At 66.2% G+C, this 17,403-nt stretch carries 18 protein-coding genes; 1 reads left to right on the forward strand and 17 read right to left on the reverse strand.

Annotated features, from left to right (window positions below):
• Positions 1-204: 204 nt before the first annotated feature.
• Complete coding sequence (locus VH571_RS07910; protein ID WP_423264058.1) at positions 205-1,035, reverse strand: PP2C family protein-serine/threonine phosphatase; 831 nt, start codon at positions 1,033-1,035, stop codon at positions 205-207.
• Entirely contained in the window at positions 1,032-1,415 is a 384-nt protein-coding gene (locus VH571_RS07915) for an FHA domain-containing protein (RefSeq protein ID WP_123944915.1), read from the reverse strand. The genes VH571_RS07910 and VH571_RS07915 overlap by 4 nt, the downstream gene beginning before the upstream one ends.
• 153 nt (positions 1,416-1,568) lie before the next feature.
• Between VH571_RS07915 and VH571_RS07920 the strand changes: the two genes are divergently transcribed.
• Positions 1,569-2,072: a methylated-DNA--[protein]-cysteine S-methyltransferase gene (locus VH571_RS07920; protein WP_194604223.1), complete on the forward strand. Its 504-nt coding sequence runs from the start codon at positions 1,569-1,571 to the stop codon at positions 2,070-2,072.
• An 84-nt stretch (positions 2,073-2,156) separates the two neighbouring features.
• On the opposite strand, the gene VH571_RS07925 is transcribed toward VH571_RS07920, so the two are convergent.
• From VH571_RS07925 to rho, 15 genes are all read right to left on the reverse strand, one after another.
• Positions 2,157-2,954, reverse strand: coding sequence for a YaaA family protein (locus tag VH571_RS07925; protein WP_423264059.1), 798 nt, complete (start codon positions 2,952-2,954; stop codon positions 2,157-2,159).
• Positions 2,955-3,065: 111 nt separating this feature from the next.
• The gene (locus VH571_RS07930) at positions 3,066-3,326 is read right to left on the reverse strand and encodes a F0F1 ATP synthase subunit epsilon (protein WP_055958533.1); all 261 of its coding nucleotides are present in this window, start codon (positions 3,324-3,326) and stop codon (positions 3,066-3,068) included.
• Positions 3,327-3,328: 2 nt separating this feature from the next.
• Positions 3,329-4,789 carry a F0F1 ATP synthase subunit beta gene (gene atpD, locus VH571_RS07935; protein WP_055958535.1) on the reverse strand — a complete coding sequence of 487 codons (1,461 nt, stop codon included), beginning with the start codon at positions 4,787-4,789 and terminating at the stop codon, positions 3,329-3,331.
• Between the two features lie 35 nt (positions 4,790-4,824).
• The gene (locus tag VH571_RS07940; RefSeq protein ID WP_055958539.1) at positions 4,825-5,724 is read right to left on the reverse strand and encodes a F0F1 ATP synthase subunit gamma; all 900 of its coding nucleotides are present in this window, start codon (positions 5,722-5,724) and stop codon (positions 4,825-4,827) included.
• A 43-nt stretch (positions 5,725-5,767) separates the two neighbouring features.
• Entirely contained in the window at positions 5,768-7,402 is a 1,635-nt protein-coding gene (atpA, locus tag VH571_RS07945; RefSeq protein WP_055958542.1) for a F0F1 ATP synthase subunit alpha, read from the reverse strand.
• 105 nt (positions 7,403-7,507) lie between these two features.
• Entirely contained in the window at positions 7,508-8,302 is a 795-nt protein-coding gene (locus VH571_RS07950) for a F0F1 ATP synthase subunit delta (RefSeq protein ID WP_194604217.1), read from the reverse strand.
• Positions 8,303-8,304: 2 nt separating this feature from the next.
• Positions 8,305-8,859, reverse strand: a complete 555-nt coding sequence (locus VH571_RS07955) for a F0F1 ATP synthase subunit B (RefSeq protein WP_423264060.1) — start codon at positions 8,857-8,859, stop codon at positions 8,305-8,307.
• Positions 8,860-8,868: 9 nt separating this feature from the next.
• A complete protein-coding gene (atpE, locus tag VH571_RS07960; RefSeq protein WP_123944787.1) occupies positions 8,869-9,111 on the reverse strand; it encodes an ATP synthase F0 subunit C in 243 nt (80 codons plus the stop codon).
• Between the two features lie 48 nt (positions 9,112-9,159).
• Positions 9,160-9,957: a F0F1 ATP synthase subunit A gene (gene atpB, locus VH571_RS07965; RefSeq protein ID WP_228514289.1), complete on the reverse strand. Its 798-nt coding sequence runs from the start codon at positions 9,955-9,957 to the stop codon at positions 9,160-9,162.
• A gap of 255 nt (positions 9,958-10,212) precedes the next feature.
• Positions 10,213-10,671, reverse strand: a complete 459-nt coding sequence (locus VH571_RS07970; RefSeq protein WP_423264061.1) for a hypothetical protein — start codon at positions 10,669-10,671, stop codon at positions 10,213-10,215.
• Positions 10,668-12,116 carry an MraY family glycosyltransferase gene (locus tag VH571_RS07975; protein WP_423264063.1) on the reverse strand — a complete coding sequence of 483 codons (1,449 nt, stop codon included), beginning with the start codon at positions 12,114-12,116 and terminating at the stop codon, positions 10,668-10,670. Before VH571_RS07975 ends, VH571_RS07970 begins: the two co-directional genes overlap by 4 nt.
• Positions 12,117-12,126: 10 nt before the next feature.
• Complete coding sequence (locus VH571_RS07980; RefSeq protein WP_423264064.1) at positions 12,127-12,804, reverse strand: L-threonylcarbamoyladenylate synthase; 678 nt, start codon at positions 12,802-12,804, stop codon at positions 12,127-12,129.
• Between the two features lie 64 nt (positions 12,805-12,868).
• The gene (gene prmC, locus VH571_RS07985) at positions 12,869-13,726 is read right to left on the reverse strand and encodes a peptide chain release factor N(5)-glutamine methyltransferase (protein ID WP_423264065.1); all 858 of its coding nucleotides are present in this window, start codon (positions 13,724-13,726) and stop codon (positions 12,869-12,871) included.
• On the reverse strand, positions 13,723-14,805 hold the full coding sequence (gene prfA, locus VH571_RS07990) for a peptide chain release factor 1 (protein ID WP_423264066.1): 1,083 nt from the start codon (positions 14,803-14,805) through the stop codon (positions 13,723-13,725). Before prfA ends, prmC begins: the two co-directional genes overlap by 4 nt.
• A 2-nt stretch (positions 14,806-14,807) precedes the next feature.
• Positions 14,808-17,228, reverse strand: a complete 2,421-nt coding sequence (gene rho / locus VH571_RS07995) for a transcription termination factor Rho (RefSeq protein ID WP_423264067.1) — start codon at positions 17,226-17,228, stop codon at positions 14,808-14,810.
• Positions 17,229-17,403: the final 175 nt, after the last annotated feature.

Genomic DNA, 17,403 nt, shown 5'->3' on the forward strand with positions numbered 1-17,403 from the left:
AACCAGCATTCGCAGGGCGTTGGGTGCGCCCTGTTGTCTCCGCCCGGGGCTGATGCTCTGCAAGCCCCGACGAATTGCCGATGTCCGTCATTGTAAGCGGAGCCGCCGACACCCCTCTCGTCTCGGGGGTGCATCTGGGGACAACCGGGGACACCCCATTTCGGGGGGTGCCGGGCACTGAGAGCCGACGTGGGCCGCCGCGAATCAGTTGCGGGGCAGCTGTCCGGTAGGAACGGTCGCCTCGATGTCACCCGGGTGCTCGGCACCGCGCACGTCGACGACCACGGCCGTCACGTTGTCGCGCCCGCCCGCCTCGACGGCCGCCGAGACGAGAGCCTGAGCAGCCGCGTTCGACTCGGGGTTCGCATCGAGCAGCGTGGCGATCGCTCGCGGGTTCAACTCTTTGGTGAGACCGTCGGAGCAGACCAGGATCCGAAGCCCCGGCCGGGCAGGGACTCTCCAGTAGTCGGGGCTCGGCTCCGCCCCGAAGCCGATCGCCTTGGTGATCACATTGCTGTCGGGGTGATTCTCGGCGTCGTCGGGGTGCAGCATGCCCGCCTGGACCATCTCCTGCACCACGGAGTGATCAACGGTGACCTGGCGGAGTACACCGGAATCGAGCATGTAGACGCGCGAGTCGCCGACGTTGAAGATGGTGAAGAACGCCCCCTCGCCCTCCTGCGTGAGAATCGCTCCCGTGACCGTGGTGCCCACACCCAACTCGGTGCCGATGGCGGCGATCTCAATGTCGTCGGTCGCTGTGCGGAGGGCTTCTTCAAGGGCCTCGGTGTCGAAGAAGTCACCGTCGGCGGCCTGATCGAGACGGGTGACGACCGCGTCACTCGCAACGTCGCCGGCGCTGTGCCCGCCCATCCCGTCGGCGACCACGAAGAGCGGTGCCCGGGCGATGAAGCTGTCTTCGTTGTGGGCGCGACGCTTGCCGACGTCGGTAGCGCCCGCCCAGTCGAGCACGACGGTCGACCCCTCGTCGAAGCGAATGCTGTGGGCGGTCGTCGGGCGGCCGATCTCTGTCACGGAGTGAAGTCTTCCTGAGGAGTGATGCGCGTACTGGGCAGGATCTCGAGACGGTTACCGTCTCCGATGTCAATTGTGGTGCCGACGAGCACGACGATCGACTCGCCTTGCCGAAGAGCGACCGGATGCCGCCCCGGAATGGTCACACGCGTTCCGTTGGTCGAGCGGAGGTCGGTGACCACGACGGCGCTGCCCTCCTGCCTGATCTCGACGTGAGTGGACGAGACTTCGCGCCGGGGCGACGGAGCGGTCAGCAGCACCGGCGTGACTCCCCGTACCACCCGGGGCGCAGAAGGACGACGACCCACTATTACAGGGGCAGTGAGCTCCACCGCCTCGGAGCCGATCCGAACGCGATGGAATCGCTGGGGGCTGAGCATCGCCACGGGCCCTCCTCGATCGACCGCCGGTCGGCGGATGGGATCACGCTACCAATCGTCGACAGTCCCGGTTCTCCCGGCTCTTTCGTCGCCCCTTGTTAGGCCTGTGGAAAGCGCCCCCGCGGTTGCTGCGCTTCCTTCTAGCGTCGCCCCATGCAGAAAACACGCCTCTTTCCCACCTCCTTCGTCCGCCACGACTCCCCCGTTGGGGCCTTGGGCATCCACACCCGATCCGGCAGCATCATCCGCGTCGACATCGCCCGAGGCGGCGTCCTCCCCGGAGAGGGTCTCGACGAGTGCCCCACCGCTCTCCACGACGAGGCGCGTCGGCAGTTCGACGACTACTTCGCCGGAAGGCGAGATCGATTCGACCTCCCGCTTCTACAGATCGGCACTCCGTTTCAAGACGAGGTCTGGGGCGCACTCCTCCGCGTCGCGTGCGGTGAGACCATCAGCTACGGAGAGCTCGGCCACCGTGTGGGCCGTGAGAACGGCGCCCGTGCAGTCGGCGGCGCCATCAGCGCCAACCGCATCGCCATCCTCATCCCGTGCCACCGTGTCGTGGGTTCCGATGGTCGAATCACCGGCTACACACCCGGCGAGGGCATCGAGACGAAACGCTGGCTGCTCCGACACGAGCAGGAGGCATTCGCCTGACGCGTGCCCGGTCGCCGTGCCCACGCCGGCACGACCGTCACGAGTGTTGCGCTCTCTCGGAGAAGGCCCTGAGGATCCCACTGGTCACCCGCGAAGGACGGACTCCGACACGATCTCGAGCTCAGCGCCCGAAGTGTCGACGACGATGCCGTCATCTCGTGCCCACCCCACGAAATCCTCGATCGACTCGAGCGAAGGGCGCGAAGCCAGGAGTCGTGCAACGAGCACGCCCTTGGTCTTCTTGTTGAAATGGTTGAGCGCGCGCCGCCGACCGCCATCGTCGGACACGATCCGAACGAAGGCACTGCCGGCGGGTGCCGGGCCGAGCTCGGCGTAGCCCTCGCTGCGGAGGTCGATGACCGGTCTTCCGGCATCCGCCAGCACCCGAGCAACCGCGCGTGACCAATGGGCCTTCAGCGCAACTCCCGGCACGCGGGAGTCATGAGAGAGGCGATACGCCGGAATGGGGTCGGTCGCCCCCACCAGGCCAAAAAGGGCGGAATGGATGGCGAGGTGCTCGCCAGCCCAGGCCCATGCCTCCGGCGGAAGCTCCGACGCCCCGATGGGATCGTAAGCGACGCCGGTGTACCTCTCGAGTGCCCGCAGGGTGGGTGACTTCTTCACGAGACGGTTGCGCTCGACTTCGGCCGCGAGACGGGGGCCGATCTTCAGAGCTGCCATGGTCGCCTCGGGGTCGCGGCTCAGGCGATGCAGCGCAGCCGTGACGGATCGCCGCTGCCGGTCAAGACCGGGAAAGGACAGCGCTGTGAAGTCGAGAACGGAGTCGGGTGATCCTCCGTCGCGCTTCGTCTCGGACGGCGGCAGAAGAAAGAGGAGGGGCATCAGCATCTCGAAAGCAAGCGACGACTCGTCGTCGCACATCACATGGGCATGGGTGAGGAGCCGGGGCGACCGACCGCGGACACACGAAAGCCCGGGCGGGCAGTGCAGAGCGCACTGCCCGCCCGGGCTTTTACGGCTGGGTTGAAACGATCAGACCAGCGAGGCGTTCCGGGCAACGATCGTGACCGTGTCGTTCTCCACGGAGAGGAACCCGTCTTCGGCCGTAGCCTCGACAGTGGCACCACTTGCCTGGCGGACGCGAACCTGCCCGGAAGCAAGGATCGCCAGAACCGGCTCGTGACCCGGAAGGATACCGATCTCACCCTCGGTGGTGCGAGCCGTGACCTGCGCGGCTTCGCCCGTCCAGATCTGCTGATCCGCCGAAACGACGTTCACTGTGAGAGCGGCCATGATCAGCCGTTCTCCTTCTGGATCTGTGCCCACTTCTCTTCGACGTCAGAAATGGAACCGACGTTGAAGAATGCCTGCGTTGCGACGTGGTCGAACTCGCCGTTGGCGATGGCGGTGAACGACTCGATCGTGTCTTTCAGCGGCACGGTCGAACCCTCGACACCGGTGAACTTCTTCGCCATGTAGGTGTTCTGCGAGAGGAACTGCTGGATGCGGCGCGCACGCGAAACGGTGATCTTGTCTTCTTCGGAGAGCTCGTCGACACCGAGGATCGCGATGATCTCCTGGAGCTCTTTGTTCTTCTGAAGGATCGCCTTGACGCGGATGGCCGTGTTGTAGTGGTCCTCGCCCAGGTACCGCGGGTCGAGAATGCGGCTTGTCGAAGACAGCGGGTCGACGGCCGGGTAGAGACCCTGCGACGCGATTTCGCGCGACAGCTCGGTCGTTGCGTCGAGGTGGGCGAACGTCGTCGCCGGAGCCGGGTCGGTGTAGTCGTCGGCAGGAACGTAGATCGCCTGCAGAGAGGTGATCGAGTGACCGCGGGTCGAGGTGATGCGCTCCTGGAGCACACCCATCTCATCGGCGAGGTTCGGCTGGTAACCAACGGCCGACGGCATACGGCCGAGCAGCGTGGAGACCTCGGAGCCCGCCTGCGTGAAGCGGAAGATGTTGTCGATGAAGAGCAACACGTCTTGCTTCTGCACGTCGCGGAAGTACTCCGCCATCGTCAGCGCCGACAGGGCCACGCGCAGACGCGTTCCCGGCGGCTCATCCATCTGGCCGAAGACGAGGGCGGTCTTGTCGAAGACGCCCGCCTCTTCCATTTCCATGATGAGGTCGTTGCCCTCACGGGTGCGCTCACCGACACCGGCGAAGACCGAGACACCACCGTGATCCTGCGCAACGCGCTGGATCATCTCCTGGATGAGGACGGTCTTTCCGACGCCCGCACCGCCGAAGAGGCCGATCTTTCCACCCTGAACGTAAGGCGTGAGGAGGTCGATGACCTTGATACCGGTCTCAAACAGCTGAGTCTTCGACTCGAGCTGGTCGAACGCCGGCGGCTGACGGTGGATCGGCCAGCGCTCGGTGATCTCCACCGTCTCGCCGGGGGCACCGTTGAGGATGTCGCCGGTGACGTTGAAGACCTTGCCCTTGGTGACGTCTCCGACCGGGACCGAGATCGGTGCTCCGGTGTCGGTGACCTCCTGGCCGCGGACGAGTCCGTCGGTCGGCTTCAGGGCAATGGCGCGGACCAGGTCGTCGCCGAGGTGCTGTGCGACCTCGAGGACGAGGTCGACGTGCTGGTCACCGATGGTGATCGACGTCTTGAGCGCATTGTAGACGCCGGGGATGGCATCGTGCGGGAACTCGATGTCGACGACAGGACCGGTGACGCGGGCGATACGCCCGACACCGGGAGCCTTGTCGGCCTCGACTGGCGCGGTGGCGATGTCAGTCATTTTTCTCTCTTCTCATTGCCTCTGTGGAAGGCAGGCTACTTGGCCGAGCTCAGGGCGTCTGCGCCGCCCACGATCTCGGAGATCTGCTGCGTGATCTCGCTCTGGCGCGCATTATTGGCAAGACGCGTGTAGTCGCGGATCAGGGTGTCGGCGTTGTCGCTCGCGGACTTCATCGCCTTCTGGCGAGCGGCGTGCTCGGAAGCGGCCGACTGCAGCATCGCGTTGAACAGGCGACTCTCGATGTACACCGGGAGGAGCGCGTCGAGGACGTTTTCCGCATCGGGCTCGAACTCGTAGAGAGGCAGAATCGCGTTCTCTTCGGGCTCTTCGACACCCTCGACTACTTCGAGAGGCAGGAGTCGGACGACCTCGGGGGTCTGCGTCACCATGCTCACGAAGCGGTTGTAGACGACGTGGATCTCGTCGACACCGCCCTCGGCCGAGTCGGTCAAGAACTTGGAGACGACGGCGTCGCCGATCTCCTTGGCCGTCGAGAACTGGGGCTGGTCGGTGTTGCCCGTCCATCCCTGCTCGGCGTCACGCTGGCGGAAGGCGAAGTAGCTGGCCGCCTTCCGACCCACGAGGTAGTAGACGACCTCCTTGCCCTGGCTCCGGAGCAGCGTGGCCAACTCTTCGCCCGCCTTCAGCACGTTCGACGAGAAGGCCCCGTTGAGGCCCCGGTCGGAGGTGAAGAGGACGATGGCGGCTCGGTCGATGGACTCGGGCTCGGTGGTCAGCACGTGGTCGACGTTCGAGAACGTCGCCACGGCTGACACGGCGCGGGTGACCGCGCGCGAATACGGACCGGACGCGACCATGCGCGCCTGGGCCTTCTGGATCCGCGAGGCCGAGATGAGCTCCATGGCCCGGGTGACCTTTTTGGTCGTCTGGGCAGAGCGAATGCGCTGTCGGTAGACCCGAAGTTGCGCTCCCATGTGTCTCCTGTTGGTGTCGTGTGAGGAAAAGGTCGGTCAGCCGCTAGCGCGACTTGACGATCTTTTCCTGGTTGACGTCTTCGGCGTCTGTGGCCGTGAACTCTTCGCGCCCAACCGAGGCAAGAGGCTTGCCCTCGCCGGTCTGGAACTCCTTCTTGAAGGAGTCGATCGAGGAGTCGAGCTCGGCGACGATCTCGTCGGAGAGGACGTTCTTCTCGCGAAGGGTCGTCAGGACATCGCCGTTGCGGTCGAGGTAGTCGTGCAGCTCGGCCTCGAAACGCAGGATGTCGGCGACGGGAACTTCGTCGAGCTTTCCGTTGGTACCAGCCCAGATCGAGACGACCTGCTTCTCGACGGGGAACGGCGAGTACTGGGGCTGCTTGAGCAGCTCGGTCAGGCGAGCACCACGGGCGAGCTGGCGGCGGCTGGCCTGGTCGAGGTCGGAAGCGAACATGGCGAAGGCCTCGAGCGAGCGGTATTGGGCAAGCTCGAGCTTCAGCGTGCCCGAGACCTTCTTGATCGACTTGACCTGAGCGTCACCGCCGACTCGCGAGACCGAGATTCCGACGTCGACAGCAGGGCGCTGGTTGGCGTTGAAGAGGTCGGACTGCAGGAAGATCTGGCCGTCGGTGATCGAGATCACGTTGGTCGGGATGTACGCCGAGACGTCGTTCGCCTTGGTCTCGATGATGGGGAGACCCGTCATCGAGCCGGCGCCGAGCTCGTCGGACAGCTTCGCGCAACGCTCGAGCAGACGAGAGTGCAGGTAGAAGACGTCACCCGGGTAAGCCTCGCGTCCCGGCGGGCGGCGAAGAAGCAGCGAAACTGCACGGTACGCCTCAGCCTGCTTCGACAGGTCGTCGAAGACGATGAGGACGTGCTTGCCCTCGTACATCCACTGCTGACCGATGGCCGAGCCGGTGTACGGAGCGAGGTACTTGAAGCCGGCGGGGTCGGAAGCCGGGGACGCGACGATGGTCGTGTACTCCATGGCTCCGGCGTCTTCGAGGGCACCCTTGACCGATGCGATCGTGGAACCCTTCTGGCCGATGGCGACGTACACGCAGCGAACCTGCTTGTTGGTGTCGCCGGACTCCCAGTTGGCCTTCTGGTTGATGATCGTGTCGATGGCGATGGCCGTCTTGCCGGTCTGGCGGTCACCGATGATGAGTTGACGCTGGCCACGGCCGATCGGGATCATGGCGTCGATTGCCTTGATGCCGGTCTGCATGGGCTCGTGCACCGACTTGCGCTGCATGACACCGGGAGCCTGGAGCTCGAGGGCACGACGGCCCGAGGTCTCGATCTCGCCGAGACCGTCGATGGGGTTTCCGAGCGGGTCGACGACGCGACCGAGGTAGCCCTCACCCACGGGAACGGAGAGGACCTCACCCGTGCGGGTGACCTCCATGCCCTCTTCGATGCCGCTGAACTCGCCGAGGACGATGACACCGATCTCGTCTTCGTCGAGGTTCTGGGCGAGGCCCAGAACGCCGTTGTCGAAGCGGATGAGTTCGTTGGCCATGACGCCGGGGAGACCCTCGACGTGGGCGATACCGTCGGCGGCGTCGATGACGTGGCCGACCTCGGTTGTTGACGTCTGCGAGGGCTCGTACGCCGAGACGAAGTCTTTGAGGGCGTCGCGAATCTCATCAGGGCTGATCTTGATGTCTGCCATTGGGATTCCTTTGTCGTTATGTCTTGTCACAGTAACCGAGGCACTCGCCTCGAGTCGGTGGGTGAGCCCGCTGGTGTGTGCGGCGAGCCGTTGCGTCGGTGGTGTCTAGCCGGCCAGCTGCAGTCGGAGATCGCTGAGACGCGTCGAGACGGTCCCGTCGATGACCTCGTCGCCGACCTGCACCCGAAGTCCGCCCAGAATGGACGGATCGATGACCAGATTGACTCGAAGGCTACGACCGAACTGCCGCGCGAGACCGGCTTCGAGTCGGGCCACTTGCTCCTGAGCGATGGGTGCTGCGCTCGTGACGACTGCCACGAGTTCATCGGACTGGTCGGCCACGATGGCGCTCGCGTTGCGGATGAGCTCGCCGATCCGGCGGCCACGAGGCTGCTGGACGAGCTGCGAGACGATCGAGATCGTCTGCTGAGAGGCCTTGCCGGCGAGGAGCCGCTCGACGAGACCCGACTTTGCGGGCCCGTCGCTCAACTTGGTGCCGACAGCCAGTTCGAGCCCGGCATCAGAGGCGACAACCTCGCCGAAGGCGAACAACTCACCCTCGATCGAAAGACCGACAGGAGCGCTCTTCGCGATCGTCCGGATGCCGATCTCTTCGATGCCGGCGAGCAGGTCGCCATGAGACGACCAGCGGCTGCCGACGATCGAGGTGAGAAGCGCACGGGCCGACTGCGTGAACTCGCCGAACACTCGATCGAGGAACGCTTTCTTGCCGACCACGTCTTCAGCCGGATCGGCCAGGTAGGCGAGAAGCTTCGAGGAGCCGCCGATGATGCGACCCGCATTGAGCAACTGCTCACCCGTGGTGAGGTCTGCCGCGTCGCCGAGGTCGGCGAGCACGCCTCGCGCGGACGCGAGTGCCTCTCTCGACATCGAACCCACGGTTACTTGCCTGCCTTCGACTGTTCGTCGGCTTCGAGGTCGGCCAGGAAGCGGTCGACGATGGCCGAGGCCTTGGCGTCGTCGCTGAGGCTCTCGCCGATGACACCGGAAGCCAGGTCGATCGCGAGCGATCCGACCTCGCTCCGCAGCGAGACCAGAGCGCTCTGACGCTCTGCCTCGATCTGCGCGGTCGCATTCGCCGTGATGCGGTCGGCATCGGTCTGCGCCTGAGCCTTCACATCGTTGGCGATGCGGGTCGCGTCGGTGCGCGCCTGCTCGCGGATCTTGGCAGCCTCGGAGCGGGCGTCGGCCAGCTGCTTGTTGTACTCCTCGAGGGCGGCAGCCGCTTCAGCCTGAGCGTTCTCGGCCTTCTTGATGCCGCCTTCGATGACCTCGGCACGCTCGTCGAGCGTTGCCTTCATGCGAGGAAGCACGAGGCGCCAGAAGATCAGGAGGATCGCGACGAAGCAGACAGCACCCCAAACGAGGTCGGGTGTCGCGGGGAACAACGGGTTGTGTGGCTCACCCGCCGCAACGATCATTTGTGCGCTGTTCATGCGTCGTCCTTAGTTGGTGCCGGTGAAGATGAAGTACGTAGCGATACCGATGAACGCCAGTGCCTCGGTGAAGGCGATACCGATGTACATGAGCACCGTGAGGCGACCCTGCAGCTCGGGCTGGCGGGCGACCGACTCGATGGTCTTGCCGACGACGATACCGACGCCGATGGCGGGGCCGATTGCCGCGAGGCCATAACCGACCGTCGCGATGTTTCCGCTGATCTCAGCAAGAACGGTTGTTGCGTCCACGTGTGTTTCCTTCCGTGATGGCGGCTTGGGCGGATGCCCGGGCCGTTATTAGTGTTCGTCGTTCAGAGCGAGCTGAACGTAAACAGCGGTGAGCAGCGAGAAGACGTAGGCCTGAAGAACAGCCACGAGGATCTCGAACAGGGTGAAGACGAAGCCGAAGGCGATGGTGCCGATTCCGAAGAGGGCGAACAGGTTGCCCGACTCGAAGAAGAAGAACGACGTCGCCGTGAAGAAGAGGACGAGGAGAAGGTGCCCGACGACCATGTTCATCAGGAGCCGGAGAGTCAGCGTGATCGGCCGAAGCACGAACGTCGAGACGAGCTCGATCGGGAACACGATGATGTAGAGCGGCCACGGCACACCGGGCGGGAACAGCGCGTTGCGCAGGAACGTACCCGGGTGCTTCTTGAGCCCCGCGTAGATGAAAGCGACATACGCGACGACCGCGAGGATCAGCGGAATGCCGATGACGGACGTGCCGGCGATGTTGAACCCGGGAATGATTCCCGTGAGGTTCATGAACAGCACCATGAAGAAAATCGTCGTCAGCAACGGCAGGAAGCGACGGCCGTCTTTCTTGCCGAGCAGATCTTCGGCGACGTTGACTCGGACGAGGTCGAGACCCATCTCGACGACGCTCTGGAAGCGACCGGGCACGAGCTTCATGCGCCGGGTGCCGATCCAGAAGATCAGGAAGAGGACGATGACGACGAAGAATCGTGCCAGCGTGATGCGGGTGATCTCGAAAGGAGTGCCCTCGAAGAGAAGGACCGACGGAAAGAATTCGTCGATCGATGGGCCCTGGAAACCTCCGCTGCTATCACTCGCTGCGGCGAGAGGATGCAACAGGGTGATGGCGTTAGCTAACAGCGCTATCTCCTGATTCGGGACGCGGGCACTCGGCGCCGAACGAAACCACGGCGCGACCGACGAGCCAATTAAGACAACGCCTGTCGTGCAACAGCCCCGCCCGCCACCGCGAGACGCGGCGATGATCTGTGGGGAAGCGACCCTTCGGCACTAAACAGGCCGGGGACACGAACAAGTTCAGCCTATCAACAGATTGGCCGCCGGACGAACCATTCCGGGCCGTCACGCCGCTTATTTGTCGGAATTTGCGTCTCGTGCACCTGGAAGCTGGATGTCACTCACGTACGGCAGCCTCGATCGCATCACGACGACGACATCGACGACGAGCGAGCCCACGACGCCGGCGACGAGGGCGAAGAACAGAACGTAACGGTCAACCCACGCAGCGTCTTTCAACAGCACGACCAGAACGATGAAGATGATGAACTTGAGCAGCCATCCGCCGAGCACGATGCCGAAGAAGGCCCCGCTGATCATGTTGCCGCCCGACGCCTTGAACGCGAGCAGGATGCTTGCGGCCGTCATTCCGGTGAAGAGCAGCGCCAGGGCGGTGCCGACCAAGGCACCGGCCACACCGGTCGGACCCACGGTGAGGCCGCCGACGAGGCAGCCGATAACGGCGATGGCCAGAGCCAGCAACGCACCGTAGCGAAGGATCCTGGTGTAGATCCGGTTGTTCTCGGGGTTCATGCGTGCCGTTCTGTCTCGGTGGGGCGGGCTGGTTCTGCGGGCCGCGAGGCGGTGGATCCTTGGGGAGTCGAGGGCGAGGACCCGGTTGCGCTCGAATCACGGGGCGCGTTCGAAGACGGCTCGACGGCGCTCAGGCCGAGAGCTGATCCCGGCTTGGGCGTCCGGTGCGACGACACGGTGCCTCGCAAGCCCTCGACTGCGGAGCGCTCTTCGGCGGCCGTCGGCTTCGGCGCGCCGACCACGGAGCGACCGGCCTGATCGAGGGCGTCGAAGCGCTCGACTCCGGCATCGGCGGCGCTGGCGGAGGGGGCGCTCTGAACGGCGATCTCAACCCGCTTCCGGCGACTGAGCGGCGACAGGGTGAGGGCGGCGCACACGACGAGCCCCACGACCAGGAAGATGATGACCCAGTTGGTCGGGATCGGGAAGTAGAACAGCAGGCAGCCGATCGAGACGACGGCCGTCCAGCCGTAGAGGATCAGCACGGCGTGGAAGTGCGAGTGCCCCATGTCGAGCAGGCGGTGGTGGAGGTGCTTGCGGTCGGCGCTGAACGGCGACTTGCCGGCACTGACCCGCCGAAGCACGGCAAGGCCGAAGTCGAGCAGCGGCACGATAAGAATCGCGAACGGCAGGACGATGGGGATGAACGCCGGGAGGAGCGTGCTGCGGTCGGTCGTCGTCGGGTCGATGTTGCCCGTGACCGAGATCGCGCTGACGGCCATCAGAAGACCGGTCAGGAGCGCGCCGGCGTCGCCCATGAACATGCGTGCCGGGTGCCAGTTCAGCGGGAGGAAGCCCACCGCGGCCCCGATCAGCACCGCCGACACGAGAGCTGCGAGGTTGAAGTACTCCACGCCCTCGGTGCCGCTCGCGAGGACGAAGCTGTAGATGAAGAACACGCCGTTGGCGATGATCGTGACACCCGCCACCAGGCCGTCGAGACCGTCGATGAAGTTGACGGCGTTCATCACCAGGACGACGGCCAAGACGGTCAGGATCAGCGACATGTAGCTCGAACCGACCGTGCGACCGCCGATCGGCAGGGAGACGAGAGCCACGCCCTGCCAGGCCAGCACGCCCGCCGCGATGATCTGGGCCGCGAGCTTGGTCATCCAGTCGAGGTCGTACAGGTCGTCGATCACGCCGACGACCACGATGATGAACGCGGCAGCCAAGATGGCGAGGATGTGACCGGGCTCCGAGAAGACGAGACGGAAGTAGTCGACTCCCGATATCAACGGGAAGATGAACCAGGCCGACAGCAGGGCCACGACGACGCCGATGAACATGGCCACTCCCCCGAGCCGGGGCGTGGGGTTCGTATGCACGTCGCGGTCGCGGATCTTCGGGGCCAGCTTGTACTTCGTGCCGAGGCGCCAGGCGAGCACCGAGAAGGCGAAGCTGACGACGGCCGAGACGGCCGCGGCCAACAGGTAATACCTCATCGCGCGAGCCTCAGACGACCACGTCGTCGCCCACGACGCGACGGATCTCGTCGTCGGAGATGACCCCGTGACGGACGATGCGAAGCACCCCGTCAGCTGCGGCCGTCGCATCGACGATGGTAGACCCGCTGTTCGCCCCGGGACGAGGCTCGTACGTCGTGCCCGCCGGGCCGCCGTCGAGATAGACCTCGACGCTGTCGCCCAGCATCTCGAGGGCATCCATCGCGCTCATGGCGGCGGGTTTGCCGGTCAGGTTCGCACTCGACACGGCCAGCGGGCCGGTCTCTTCGAGCAGTTCGAGCAGAAGCTTGTTGTCGGGCTGACGGAGGGCGACAGTGCCCCGTGTCTCGCCGAGATCCCACGCCAACGATGGTTGAGCGCGCAGGATCACGGTCAGCCCACCGGGCCAGAACTCGTCGAGGAGCGGTCTGATCAGGTCGGGAACGCTCTCGGCGAGGGCGGCGAGGGTCTCTTGCGACTTCACGAGCACGGGCGGCGGCGACTGGCGCGTCCGGCCCTTCGCATCGAGTAGGCGCTGAACGGCCTCGGGGTCGAACGCGTCGCAGGCGATGCCGTACACCGTGTCGGTCGGCACGACGACGAGCTCACCGCGCCCGAGTGCGGCGCGCGCCAAGCGCATACCGGTGAGGAGTTCTGCGTCGCTCGCGCAGTCGTAGAGGGAGGCCATGACTCACCGATTGTAGTGCGACGCCCTGAGGGGTCGAGACGCCGCGCCCGCAGGATCCGACGGCTCAGCGAGTCGCGGTCGTCGCCCGGTCGCGACGCGTCAGGTCTTCATGCGTCGCGGGTCCGCGCCAGCCGTCGTGCGCGAGCAGCTCCCGGATCGCCGCCCCCTGCTCTTCGCCGTGCTCGATCACGAGCGTCCCGCCCGGTACGAGGAGTGCGAGTGCCCGGTGCGAGAGCGCCCGCACGAGGTCGAGGCCGCCTTCTCCCCCGTAGAGCGCCAGGGCCGGATCGAACAGGCGCACCTCGGGGTCGCGCGGGATCATCCCGGTCGGGATGTAGGGCGGGTTCGACACGACGACCGAGACGGTGCCGTCGAGCTCGGAGAGGGCATCGGTCATGTCGCCGATCACGAGCGTGACGTGTGCTCCGGTCGATTCGATGTTGCGGCGCGTCCAGACGGCGGCTTCGGGCGACAGCTCGACGGCGTACACCCGCGACCGGGGCACCTCGGTGGCCAGGGCCAGAGCGAGGGCGCCGCTTCCGGTACCGAGGTCGACCGCGATCGGCGACTCGTCGGCTCGGGCGTCGAGCGCGTCGATGGCTATCTGCGCCACGCCCTCGGTCTCGGGTCGCGGGACGAACACCCCGGGGCCCACGTGCAACTCGAGTGAGCGGAACGGCGCGAGGCCGGTCAGGTGCTGGAGCGGCTCACGCTCGGCTCGGCGCGCGACGAGCTCGTCGAAGTGCACGCCGAGAGAGTCGTCGAGGACTCCCCCGGTGATCGCCTTCACCGCGACCTCGCCGCGGCCGATGTCGAGCACGTGCGCAAGCAGCAGCTCGACATCGACGGCCGGGTCGGGCACGCCGCCGGCCACGAGGATCCTGCGCCCCTCGTCGAGAGCGTCAGCGATCGACCGCGTCACGCGCCCGTGTCGCCGATGTCGGCGAGTCGCGCCTCTTCGTCGGCGTGGATGCACGACTCGATGACCGGCTCGAGAGCGCCGTCCATCACGGCGTCGAGGTTGTACGACTTGTAGCCGGTGCGGTGGTCGGCGATGCGGTTCTCGGGGAAGTTGTACGTGCGAATGCGCTCGGAGCGGTCCATGCCGCGGATCTGGCTCTTGCGGGCGTCGGAGGCGACAGCAGCCTGCTCTTCGGCCTGACGAGCCAGGATGCGCGCACGAAGCACCCGCATTCCGGCCTCGCGGTTCTGCAGCTGCGACTTCTCGTTCTGCATGGCCACGACGATGCCGGTCGGGAGGTGGGTGATGCGCACGGCGGAGTCGGTCGTGTTGACCGACTGGCCGCCCGGCCCTGACGAGCGGTACACGTCGATCTTGAGGTCGTTCTGGTTGATCTCGACCTCTTCGGGCTCGTCGACCTCGGGGAACACCAGCACGCCGGTGGTCGAGGTGTGGATGCGCCCCTGCGACTCGGTGGCGGGCACCCGCTGAACCCGGTGCACGCCGCCCTCGTACTTCAGGTGTGCCCAGACGCCCTGTGCCGGGTCGGAGGAATTCGACTTGATCGCCACCTGGACGTTCTTGTAGCCGCCCAGGTCGGATTCGTCGCGGTCTAGCAGCTCGGTCTTCCAGCCCTTCGACTCGGCGTAGTGCGAGTACATGCGCAGGAGGTCGGCCGCGAACAGCGCGCTCTCGGCTCCGCCCTCGCCGCCCTTGATCTCCATGATCACGTCGCGCCCGTCGTCGGGGTCACGCGGGATCAGCAGACGGCGCAGCTTCTCTTGGGCGAGGTCGAGCGTCTCTTCGAGTGCGGGCACCTCGTCGGCGAACGCCGCGTCTTCACCCGCGAGTTCGCGCGCGGCCTCGAGGTCGTCTTCTCCCTGCTTCCACGCCGAGTAGGCAGCCACGATGCGGCTGAGCTCGGCGTAGCGGCGGTTGATCTTCTTGGCTCGGGCCGCATCCGCGTGGACTGCAGGGTCAGAGAGCTGAACCTGCAGTTCGTCGTGCTCAGCCAGCAGCACGCTTACCGACTCGAACATGATCAGTCTTCTTTGTGGCCGGTGGCCGGCACGGACTTCTGCACCTGCACCAGGAACTCGACGTTCGACTGCGTCTCTTTGAGGTTGCGCAGCACGATCTCGAGAGCCTGCTGCTGGTCGAGGCCCGCGAGGGCCCGACGCAGACGCCAGGTGATCTTGACCTCGTCGGGGCTGAGGAGCATCTCTTCGCGACGGGTGCCCGACGCGTTGACGTCGACCGCCGGGAAGATGCGCTTGTCGGCCAGGTGGCGCGACAGACGGAGCTCCATGTTGCCGGTGCCCTTGAACTCCTCGAAGATCACTTCGTCCATCTTGGAGCCGGTCTCGACCAGGGCAGTGGCGAGGATCGTGAGCGATCCGCCGTTCTCGATGTTGCGAGCGGCACCGAAGAAGCGCTTCGGCGGGTAGAGCGCCGACGAGTCGACACCACCGGAGAGGATCCGGCCCGACGCCGGGGTGGCCAGGTTGTAGGCCCGCCCGAGTCGTGTGATGGAGTCGAGCAGCACGACGACGTCGTGGCCCAGCTCGACCAGGCGCTTCGCGCGCTCGATGGCGAGCTCGGCGACCGTGGTGTGGTCTTCGGCGGGTCGGTCGAAGGTCGAGGCGATGACCTCGCCCTTCACCGTGCGCTGCATGTCGGTGACCTCTTCGGGGCGCTCGTCGACCAGCACGACCATGAGGTGGACCTCGGGGTTGTTCTGGGCGATGGCGTTGGCGATCGACTGCAGCACCATCGTCTTGCCAGCCTTCGGCGGCGAAACGATCAGACCGCGCTGGCCCTTGCCGATCGGCGACACGAGGTCGATGATGCGGGTCGAGAGCTTCGACGACTCGGTCTCGAGACGCAGACGCTCCTGCGGGTACAGCGGCGTGAGCTTGTTGAACTCGACACGCTTGGCCGCCTCGTCGATCGTCTGACCGTTGATCGAGTCGATCTTGACGATCGCGTTGTACTTCTGGCGACCCTGCTGGTTGTCGCCCTCGCGCGGCTGACGGATGGCACCGACCACGGCGTCGCCCTTGCGCAGGTGGTACTTCTTGACCTGGCCGAGCGAGACGTAGACGTCGCTCGCACCGGGCAGGTAGCCGGTGGTGCGGACGAACGCGTAGTTGTCGAGGACATCGAGGATGCCGGCGACCGGAATCAGCACGTCGTCTTCGGTGATCTCGGGCTCGAACTCGTCGTTCTGGTTGCCGCGTCCGCGCTTGCGGTCGCGCTGGCGGTTGCGCCCACGCCCGTTCTCGCTGTCGTCGCGCTGCTGCTGGGCCTGGCTGCCCTGCTGGCCGCCGCCCTGCTGACCGTTCTGCTTCTGACGGTCGTCGTCGAAGTCGCTCTGGCGGTCGGCCTCGTTGCGACGGTCGTTGCCGCCCGAGGGCTGGTTCGACTGCTGGGCGTTCGCCTGCTGGTTGTCGCGCTGCTGGCCGTTACCGTTCTCGGCGACGGTCGCTTGGCCGTCGCGCTGCTGGCCGTCGCGCTGCTGGCCGTTGCCGTTCTGCTCGCGGTTCTGGCGGTCGCCGCGATTGCGGTTGCGACCACGACGGCCGCCGCCCTGCTGCTGCGACTGGTCGTTCTGGCCCTGCTCGTCTTTGCCGGAGTCGCCCTGCTCGGTGGGCTCGGCCGCGGAGGTGGGAGCCGCAGCGGCCTCGTCGGCTGCCGGTGCGGCGGCGTCGCGCTCGGCGCGGAGGCGGGCCTGCTCGGCACGGGTCCGGTCGGCACGCGACTGGCGCGGCGGGAGGTCGATGGTGAGCTCGGGGCGACCCGACTTCTCGCCCTGCTTGTCAGCCTGCTTCTCGGCCGGCGCCTCGGACGTGGTCTCGGGGGTGACGTCGGCGGGTGCGCCGCCCTTGTCACTCGCGCGACGGGATCCTCGGCGACGGCGGCTGCCACCCTCGCGAGGCTCCGGCTGCTCCGTCGGGGTCTCGGCGGGTGCGGCGGCCTCGGTCGATACTGCCTCAGTCGACGCGGCCTCGGTCGATGCGGCCTCGACCGGCGCGGCTGCGGCAGTCTCGGTCTTCGGCGTCTCGGTGGGGATCTCGAGGACGCCGGAGGCACCCTGGTTGGCGTGGGCGTCAGCGGCCTTCGGAGCGGCGGCTGCGGCGGAAGCGCGGCGCGGTGCGCGCTTGGCGCGGACCGGAGCTGCAGGCTCGGCCTCGATAGCGAGTTCGGGCTGGACGGCCTCGGCGGCAGGCGCGTCGGCGACAGCGGACGGGGCGTCGTCGGCGACGGGAGCCTCGGCAACCGGCGCCGCGGAGGCGGCGAACTCGGCCGGCGCTGCCGCCTGCGCGGAAGCAATCGCGGCGACGAGGTCGCCCTTGCGGAGCTTCGAGATGCCGGAGATTCCGAGCGAGGAGGCGAGAGCCTGGAGCGCCGGAAGACGCAGAGCCGAGAGGTCTGCGGAGGGATCGGAGGTGATGTCGGTCACGGGGATGGTTTCCTTTCGCTCCCCCGCACAGATAGGCGGGGGTGAGCTGGCCGTGCCTTGGGCAACGGCCTGCGCAGAGGACTCTCTCCGGACGTGTACGGATGCACAGCACGGAGGCGAGATGCGCGGGGTAAGAGCACTGATTGCAGAAGCACTGATTGGAACTACGTGCAAC

Source organism: Frondihabitans sp. 4ASC-45 (assembly GCF_049472575.1).
Classification (GTDB): domain Bacteria; phylum Actinomycetota; class Actinomycetes; order Actinomycetales; family Microbacteriaceae; genus Frondihabitans.

Coding starts and splice junctions, on each gene's coding strand:
- VH571_RS07915 (WP_123944915.1), bottom strand. CDS start 1,415: ATGCTCAGCCCCCAGCGATTCCATCGCGTTCGGATCGGCTCCGAGGCG.
- VH571_RS07920 (WP_194604223.1), top strand. CDS start 1,569: ATGCAGAAAACACGCCTCTTTCCCACCTCCTTCGTCCGCCACGACTCC.
- VH571_RS07925 (WP_423264059.1), bottom strand. CDS start 2,954: ATGTGCGACGACGAGTCGTCGCTTGCTTTCGAGATGCTGATGCCCCTC.
- VH571_RS07930 (WP_055958533.1), bottom strand. CDS start 3,326: ATGGCCGCTCTCACAGTGAACGTCGTTTCGGCGGATCAGCAGATCTGG.
- atpD (WP_055958535.1), bottom strand. CDS start 4,789: ATGACTGACATCGCCACCGCGCCAGTCGAGGCCGACAAGGCTCCCGGT.
- VH571_RS07940 (WP_055958539.1), bottom strand. CDS start 5,724: ATGGGAGCGCAACTTCGGGTCTACCGACAGCGCATTCGCTCTGCCCAG.
- atpA (WP_055958542.1), bottom strand. CDS start 7,402: ATGGCAGACATCAAGATCAGCCCTGATGAGATTCGCGACGCCCTCAAA.
- VH571_RS07955 (WP_423264060.1), bottom strand. CDS start 8,859: ATGAACAGCGCACAAATGATCGTTGCGGCGGGTGAGCCACACAACCCG.
- VH571_RS07970 (WP_423264061.1), bottom strand. CDS start 10,671: ATGAACCCCGAGAACAACCGGATCTACACCAGGATCCTTCGCTACGGT.
- VH571_RS07975 (WP_423264063.1), bottom strand. CDS start 12,116: ATGAGGTATTACCTGTTGGCCGCGGCCGTCTCGGCCGTCGTCAGCTTC.
- VH571_RS07980 (WP_423264064.1), bottom strand. CDS start 12,804: ATGGCCTCCCTCTACGACTGCGCGAGCGACGCAGAACTCCTCACCGGT.
- prfA (WP_423264066.1), bottom strand. CDS start 14,805: ATGTTCGAGTCGGTAAGCGTGCTGCTGGCTGAGCACGACGAACTGCAG.